This is a genomic window from Arsenicicoccus sp. UBA6765, from assembly GCF_002453335.1.
Taxonomy (GTDB): Bacteria; Actinomycetota; Actinomycetes; order Actinomycetales; family Dermatophilaceae; genus Arsenicicoccus; species Arsenicicoccus bolidensis.
Map to the genome: position 1 here is coordinate 1 of NZ_DKGR01000011.1, position 3,925 is coordinate 3,925.

4 protein-coding genes are annotated in these 3,925 nt (G+C 75.4%); 1 reads left to right on the forward strand and 3 read right to left on the reverse strand.

The features are described 5' to 3' along the window. The 3 genes from B4K29_RS01940 to dacB form a co-directional block, all read right to left on the reverse strand. Positions 1-330, reverse strand: a 330-nt coding sequence (locus B4K29_RS01940) for an ATP-binding protein (RefSeq protein WP_286966294.1), incomplete at its 3' end; no start/stop codon positions are given. Positions 331-383: 53 nt separating this feature from the next. Further along, the gene (locus tag B4K29_RS01945) at positions 384-1,463 is read right to left on the reverse strand and encodes a zinc-dependent metalloprotease (RefSeq protein WP_029212525.1); all 1,080 of its coding nucleotides are present in this window, start codon (positions 1,461-1,463) and stop codon (positions 384-386) included. A 290-nt stretch (positions 1,464-1,753) separates the two neighbouring features. Continuing rightward, complete coding sequence (gene dacB, locus B4K29_RS01950) at positions 1,754-3,163, reverse strand: D-alanyl-D-alanine carboxypeptidase/D-alanyl-D-alanine endopeptidase (RefSeq protein WP_286958143.1); 1,410 nt, start codon at positions 3,161-3,163, stop codon at positions 1,754-1,756. A gap of 150 nt (positions 3,164-3,313) precedes the next feature. On the opposite strand from dacB, the gene B4K29_RS01955 reads away from it, so the two are divergent. Then, entirely contained in the window at positions 3,314-3,838 is a 525-nt protein-coding gene (locus tag B4K29_RS01955) for an inorganic diphosphatase (RefSeq protein ID WP_019286505.1), read from the forward strand. The last annotated feature ends 87 nt before the right edge of the window (positions 3,839-3,925 follow it).

A 3,925-nucleotide genomic window follows, 5' to 3' on the forward strand; every position in this document is an offset into this window, starting at 1 on the left:
GCGGGCGTCGCGCGCCGCGTCCTCGGGCCCGCCGGGGTGGCGCGGGTCGACCGTGACGCGGCGGACCACGACGGGGTCCAGACCCAGCCCGCGACACTGGTCGGCGGCGCGGGCCGCCACGTCGGCGGACCCTGCCTGCAGCCCGTGGTCGACGACGACGGCGCCCGCGGGACGGCCGGTCTTGTCGACCTCGAACGCCACCACGCTCGCCAGCGCCAGGGAGTCGGTCCCGCCGCTGCACCCCACGAGCACCGGCCCGTCGGGGAGCTCGTCCAGCAGCCGCCGCGCCGCGAGACGGCAGGCGGCGACGGCGGCGGGCGGGGACGACATACGGCTGCGTGGAAAGCTCAGTGGGGGGCTCGGTGGTGGGCTCGGTGGTGGGCTCAGCCGTGGACGCGGGCGAGCCACAGGCGGTGGTCGCCGATCTCGGCCGGGGACGGCAGCGTCTCGGGCGACTCCCACACGGCGTTGAAGCCGTCCATGCCGACCTCGTCGACGACGCCGTGGACGAAGACGGCGCCGTCGGAGTACTGCCGCATCTTGGCCTCGAGGCCGAGCAGCCGCCGGATGATCCGGTCGAGCGAGGAACGACCGCCGCGACGCTCGTCGAACCGCGCACGGATGACGTCGACGGTGGGGATGACGGCCGGGCCCACGTCGTCCATGATCACGTCGGCGTGCCCCTCGAGCAGGCTCATGATGGCCGTCAGGCGGGCGATCTCCTCACGCTGCTGGGGCGTCGTGACCAGGTCGGACAGCCCGTTGCCGCCCTCGCGCACCGCGTCGGGCAGGTTGCGCACGACCACCGACAGGCGCGAGGCCAGCTGGTCGGGGTCGGGCACCAGGTCGACGCTCAGCGCCCGCGTGCGCTCGAGCATGTGCTCGCGCAGCCACGGCACGGCGGTGAACTGCACCCGGTGGGTCTCCTCGTGCAGGCACACCCACTGGCGGAAGTCGGCCGGGTCGAGGTCGAGCTCGCGCTCCACCTCGACGACGTTGGGGGCCACGAGCAGCAGCTGGGGGGTGCCGCCGGGGGCCAGGTCGTACTGCCCGAGGACCTTGCTCGCGAGGAAGGCCATCAGCGCGCCGGTCTCGCCGCCCGTCACTTTGCCGCCGACGGCCGCGGCGGCGGGACCGACCGGGCTGGTGCGCGAGGCGAGGAGCTTGTCCTGGACGGGGGCGATCATCCCGCGCATCGAGCGGACGTTGGCGTCGATCCATCCGCCACGATCCACCACGCGGGCGGGCTCGGCGCTGGCGGGGGCGTGCATGCGGGCGGTGTCGGCGACGTGCTGGGCCGAGCGCACGGCGGCGTCGCGCAGGGCACGCACCGCCTCGGCGGCCTCGGCCGGCGTCACCTGGGGGCCGCGCGGCACGAGGCGGCGGCCGGTGGCGGCGGCGAAGTCCCAGTCGACGAGCTCGGTGGTGTCGGGACGCTGGTCGTGCCTGGTGTCCTGGCTCATGACGTGGTCAACCTCTCGGGGTCGCGATCCGTTCCCGTCGGAGGACGAGCCGGTATGCCGGACCGCCCGCCTCGGCGCCCGCCGTCCCGGCTCGGCGCCCGCCGTCCCGGCTCGGCGCCCCCGTCTCGTGCGGCGTCCCCCGCCTCGCGTGGCGTCCCCCGTCTCGCGTCGCCGCGCCCGTCTCGTGTGGCGTCCTCCGTCTCACGTCGCCGCGCCCGTCTCGTGCTGCAACCCGAGACGGGCGCGGAGGGCCGAGACGGAGGACGGCAGCGCAGACGGGGAGCGCGCGGTCACCGGCACCCACAGCTCGCCAGGCGTGCGACCAGCGCATCGAGCGCCGCGCGCGCCCCCTCGGTGCCGGACGAGGAGGGGATGCCGTCGGCCAGCACGGCGAAGGCGAGCAGCCGGCCGTCCGCGTCCACGACCGTGCCGCCGAGCGAGCTGATGCCGGTGAGCGTGCCGGTCTTGGCCCGCACGAGGCCGGCACCTGACGCCGCCGGCCCCGAGACGTAGCGCCCCGCCAGCGTGCCGGACAGCCCGGCCACCGGCAGGTCCTCGACCACGCGGGCCATGCCCGGGTCACGCCCCGAGGTGCCGGCCACGATCACGTCCCCCACGAGGCGGGCGGGCACCTCCGTGCCCTTGGACAAGCCGCTGGTGTCGACCAGGCGGACGCCGGTCACGTCGTGCCCGCGGCGCGCGAGCTCGGCCTGCACCCACCGCGCCACCTCGGCGAACCCGCCACCCGCGCCGGCTCGCACCGCCGCCTGACGGGCCAGCGACTCGGTGACGGCGTTGTCGCTGCGGGCCAGCGCGACGGCCATCACGTCCGCGACGGGCGCCGACGACACGGCCGCCAGCGGGCGGCTGCCGCCGGGGGCCGCGGCGCGGACCAGGTCACCGCGCACGCTGATGCCGGCCCGGCCCAGCTCGGAGCGAAGGACCTCGGCCACCTCGCCCGCGGGGTCGGCCGGACCAGGGCCACCGGGAGCCACGAGGCCGTCCGCGAGGCCGAGCATCGCCACCTTGCCGACGATCGCCTCCGGGTAGTACGCGCGGTCCCAGGTCGGCGCGTAGTCCTCCCCGTCGGCATAGGTCGTGTCGAGGCCCAGCGTGACGGTCGTGCGTCCGGCCGAGCGCAGCGCCGCCGCGGTCTGCGCCGCGAGCGTCCCCACCCCGGCGTGCCCCTCGACCTCGCCGGGGCGCGACGGGCCGCGCGCCAGCATCATGTCGCCGCCCGCGCGCAGCACCACCCGCCCGTCCGGCGCGAGGACGGTCGTCGTCCGCAGCCGGGTCTCCGGGCCGAGGGAGGGCACGACGGCGGCCGCCGTCAGGAGCTTGGTCGTCGAGGCGGGGGTGCGCGGCTGGTCGGCGGCCACGTCGAGCAGGTGCGCGCCCGTCATACCGTCCCGGACCGTCAGTCCGACGGACCGTCCCAGCCGGGGGTCCGCGAGCGCCGGGGCGAGCGCCGAGCGCAGCGCCGCGGCGGCAGGCTGCGGCGCGCCCGACGAGGCCGCGGACCTGGCCACCGGGGGGATGGGAGTCGGCACGACCACGCGGGACGCCTGGCTGCCGTCGGTCGCCGTCGTCGAGGGGACGCCGGGGGCAGGTGACGCCAGGGGCGAGGGGTCGCGGTCGATCGTGAGGATGCCGGGGACCTTGTCGTGCGCGTCCAGGACGCCATATGTGGCAACAGCCACACCGAGCGTGGCGACGCACGCGATTACGGTCATCCGACGCACGGCCGCCCCCTGACTGTGGGTAGGTTGGTGGCCAACGATTCGATCGACCGTTTCGCAGCCTAGGCCAGGGCGCCGGGCTGCACCGATAGCCACGCAAAGGGGCCACCAGTGGAGCTGGACGTCACCATCGAGATCCCGTCGGGTCACCGCAACAAGTACGAGGTCGACCACGAGTCCGGCCGGATCCGCCTGGACCGCATGCTGTTCACGTCCACCCGCTACCCCGCCGACTACGGCTACGTCGAGGACAGCCTCGGCGAGGACGGCGACCCGCTCGACGCGCTGGTGCTGCTCGACGAGCCGACCTTCCCCGGCTGCCTGGTCCGGGCCCGCCCCATCGGCCTGTTCCACATGCGCGACGAGGCCGGCGGCGACGACAAGCTGCTGTGCATCCCGGCCGGCGACCCGCGCCAGGAGCACATCACCGAGCTCGACCACATCTCCGACTTCGACCGCCTGGAGATCCAGCACTTCTTCGAGACCTACAAGGACCTCGAGCCCGGCAAGTCCGTCGAGGGCGCCTTCTGGGCCGGTCGCGAGCGCGCCGAGGAGATCGTCGTCGAGGCCATCCAGCGCGCCAAGGACAACAACGTCACGACCCTGCGCTGGCCCGCCCCGCACCAGTCGCACTGACGGCTCGTCCGGCCCACTCGGTCAGACCCCGTATGCCGAGAGCGGCGGCCCCTCCACCAGGAGGAGCCGCCGCTCTCGTGCGTGGGG